General features: G+C 42.2%; 4 protein-coding genes. 3 read left to right on the top strand and 1 reads right to left on the bottom strand.

The features are described from left to right. Positions 1–104 precede the first annotated feature (104 nt). Positions 105–992, bottom strand: coding sequence for a LysR family transcriptional regulator (locus tag E7204_RS08035; protein WP_295183382.1), 888 nt, complete (start codon positions 990–992; stop codon positions 105–107). A 229-nt stretch (positions 993–1221) separates the two neighbouring features. On the opposite strand from E7204_RS08035, the gene E7204_RS08030 reads away from it, so the two are divergent. The 3 genes from E7204_RS08030 to E7204_RS08020 form a co-directional block, all read left to right on the top strand. Beyond that, the gene (locus E7204_RS08030; RefSeq protein ID WP_295183380.1) at positions 1222–2064 is read left to right on the top strand and encodes a fumarate hydratase; all 843 of its coding nucleotides are present in this window, start codon (positions 1222–1224) and stop codon (positions 2062–2064) included. A 9-nt stretch (positions 2065–2073) separates the two neighbouring features. Further along, positions 2074–2625, top strand: a complete 552-nt coding sequence (locus E7204_RS08025; protein WP_295183378.1) for a FumA C-terminus/TtdB family hydratase beta subunit — start codon at positions 2074–2076, stop codon at positions 2623–2625. 68 nt (positions 2626–2693) lie between these two features. Next, positions 2694–3329, top strand: a 636-nt coding sequence (locus tag E7204_RS08020) for an SLC13 family permease (RefSeq protein ID WP_295183376.1), incomplete at its 3' end; no start/stop codon positions are given.

The following is a 3329-nucleotide window of genomic DNA, read 5'->3' as shown; positions in this document are numbered from 1 at the left end:
TGTCAGATTACTCAAAGCCCTCTTTAGAGGGCAACCACTAGAGAAAGACCCTTATAGGGTCAGAGCAAACCACCCGTTCTACGGGTGGTTATGATTTTGTGGGCTCAATTTATTTTTTGCGGATACGGGAAGTGTTTGATGAAATTGATTAAATCTTTCATCGCGTAAGATAGGTATTTGTTTTTGCGAAAGACTAACCCGATGGTAACGGTCAGGGGCGGATCCATGGAAATCAGTTGGACATCATTTCGCTCTAATTTTGCTATGTCCAATAAAAAGGAGAGCCCCACGCCTTTGGCTACGGAATCAATATTTGTTTTAATCTGATTGGACGAGAGTACTATTTTAGGCAAAAAGCCGCAAGCTTCGCAGTTGGCCAATACGTTTTTACGATGAACCGAATCTATTTTCATCAAGATGAGGGATTCTTCTTTGAGTTTATCAAAGGGCACTTGGGAGAGGCTATGAAAAGGATGACCGCTGGGAATACATAATTTATGTTCACTTTTAAAGAGGGGCATCGCTTCCAGCTTCGGCGATATGTTATCGATAATGACAATCCCCAAATCGGCTTCATCAGCTAATACGCGTTCAGACACACCGACAGATCCTTCTTCGAGGACATTTAACTCCCACTGGGGATATTCTTGGCGGAAGTGATTCAGCAACGGCGTGAACAAATAGGCACTAATCATCGGCGGGATACCGATGGTAACCGTGCCGGAGAGTTTATGCCGTTCATCTTTTATTTCGGCCACTGAGTTTTCCAGTTCGGCCAATACGTGTTTAATCGACGTATAAAATTGGTGGCCTTTTTCAGTCAAGGTCATCTTTTTATACTCTCTTTTAAACAACTCGACACCTAATTCATCCTCTAACTTTTTTATGGCAACGGTAATATTAGGTTGCGATACAAAGTGTTGCTGCGCGGCCCTGGTCATGTTACCCAGTTCGGCCACTGAAATGAAAAATTCTAATTGTTTTAACTCCATAGTACCATCCTTGCTTCCTTGTGCGAATACAATGATACGCTAAATATACATATTGCGAATATAATGATGCGCTAAATATAAATTATATTTAGTCCTATAAATTAAATTTATTGCATAATTATTATAACATATTTTACAAAAAGTTATAGAGTTGTTATGCTTGTGCTAACAAAAGTTGTTACAACACAATGGATAAAAGTTTAGTGTATTTCAAATTAGGAGGGTTAACATGAGAGTATTACAGACAGAAGCCTTAATTCCTGTCATTGAAAAGTTGTGTATCAAAGCCTGCTGTGAATTGAATGATAATGTAATGGATGCATTCCGTAAAGCCGTTGAAAACGAAGAGTCGCCAATTGGTAAAAAAGCCTTGGAAATCATTGTTGAAAACGGTGAATTTGCTAAAAAAGAACAATTGCCATGTTGCCATGATACCGGCGTAGCTGTTGTACTCTTAGAATGCGGCCAGGAAGTGGCTTGGGAAGGTATGCCGCTGGAAGATGCTGTTAATGAAGGTGTTCGTCGCGGTTATACGAACGGTTATTTACGTAAATCGGTAGTAGCGGATCCGTTGAATCGTGAAAACACCAATGATAATACACCGGCTATGTTGCACGTTGAAATCGTACCGGGCGATCAAGTAAAAGTAACCGTTATGCCTAAAGGCGGCGGCAGTGAAAATATGGGAGCCTTTAAAGTATTATTACCGGGCGAAGGCAAAGAAGGGGTAAAACAATTTTTACTTGAAACCGTAGCTAAAGTAGGCGGTAATCCTTGCCCACCGTATATTATCGGTATCGGTATCGGCGGCACCATGGATACCTGCGCTTGGATGGCGAAAAAAGCCTTACTTCGTCCTATCGGTGAACATAATCCAAATCCATACTATGCTGAACTGGAAAAAGAATTCTTGGAAGCAGTTAATAAATCGGGCGTTGGTCCTATCGGTATGGGCGGTACGGTAACGGCATTGGATGTGCATATTGATTATCATGGTGTACATATAACAGCCTTGCCGGTAGCTATTAATTTCCAATGTAATGCAGCACGTCAAGCAAGTGAAGTTATTTAGGAGGCTATTATGGAACGGGATGTACAATTACCATTAACGAAAGAATTTGTAAAACAATTAAAAGTAGGGGACGTTTTATATTTATCCGGCTATGTATATACTTGTCGTGATGCGGCGCATAAACGTATTCAGGACTTATTGGAAGCCGGCGAAGAATCACCGTTAGACTGGACGAATCAATTGGTATATTATGCCGGCCCATGCCCACCGCAACCGGGTCAGGTATTTAACTCCAATGGTCCTACAACCGCGGCTCGTATGGATCCGTTTGTAGAAATGATGTTCAAATTGGGCGTCGTAGCTTTCTTGGGTAAAGGCGACCGCGCCCCTTATGTAGCCGATTTATGTAAAAAATACGGTGGTGTATCGTTATTAGGTGTAGGTGGTGCGTCAGCCATCAACGCGGCTCGCATTAAATCCGCTGAAGTTGTTCTGTATCCTGAATTGGGTACTGAGTCTATTAAAAAGTTATACTTTGACCGTTTCCGCGTAATCGTAGGCATTGATACAGAAGGCAATGTATTGCAGAAACAAGAAGTAGCAAAATATAAACGTGATTAAGCGTAGAGCGCTATTTACGTTCGTGTGATTAGAGAGCATACTTTTAGATTAGGTACATAGGGATAGTTATGAACAATAAGAGTAAAACGATAGCGTCTTGGATAATACCGATTATGGTCGGTGTTATCATAGCCGTTTTACCGGTGCCGGCGGGCTTGTCCACGCAGGCATGGTATTTGCTGGCTATATTTTTGAGCACGATTATTGGGTTCATAATGCAACCGCTGCCGATCGGCGCCATTGCATTAATCAGTATTACAATCACCCAATTAGCGAATGTTTTAAAACCGAGTCAAGCGTTAGCCGGCTTTGGCAATAGCAGTATTTGGTTAATTGTGGCAGCCTTTTTGTTTGCGAAGAGTTTTATAAAAACGGGTCTCGGTCGCCGCATTGCGTTTTGGTTAATTACTAAAATGGGAACGAGCACGTTAAAATTGGCCTATACGATTATTTTGAGCGACTTGATTATCAGTCCGGCCACACCGTCCAATGCAGCGCGCGCCGGCGGTATATTATTTCCTATCGTAAGGGGCTTGGCGTCGGCTTTTGACTCTGAACCGAATAAAAATCCTCGTCGCGTCGGCGCCTTTTTGATTCAAGCTGAATACCAAGGTAATACCGTAACATCGGCTATGTTTATGACGGCGATGGCGGGGAACCCATTGGCCATTTTGTTGGCCAGTCAGGCTTTAGGTATTAATATG

Origin of the sequence: Veillonella sp. (assembly GCF_015058545.1) — a bacterium.
Lineage (GTDB): Bacteria > Bacillota > Negativicutes > Veillonellales > Veillonellaceae > Veillonella_A.
This window is presented reverse-complemented; position numbering and strand designations above follow the sequence as displayed.

Coding starts and splice junctions, on each gene's coding strand:
- E7204_RS08030 (WP_295183380.1), top strand. CDS start 1,222: ATGAGAGTATTACAGACAGAAGCCTTAATTCCTGTCATTGAAAAGTTG.
- E7204_RS08025 (WP_295183378.1), top strand. CDS start 2,074: ATGGAACGGGATGTACAATTACCATTAACGAAAGAATTTGTAAAACAA.
- E7204_RS08035 (WP_295183382.1), bottom strand. CDS start 992: ATGGAGTTAAAACAATTAGAATTTTTCATTTCAGTGGCCGAACTGGGT.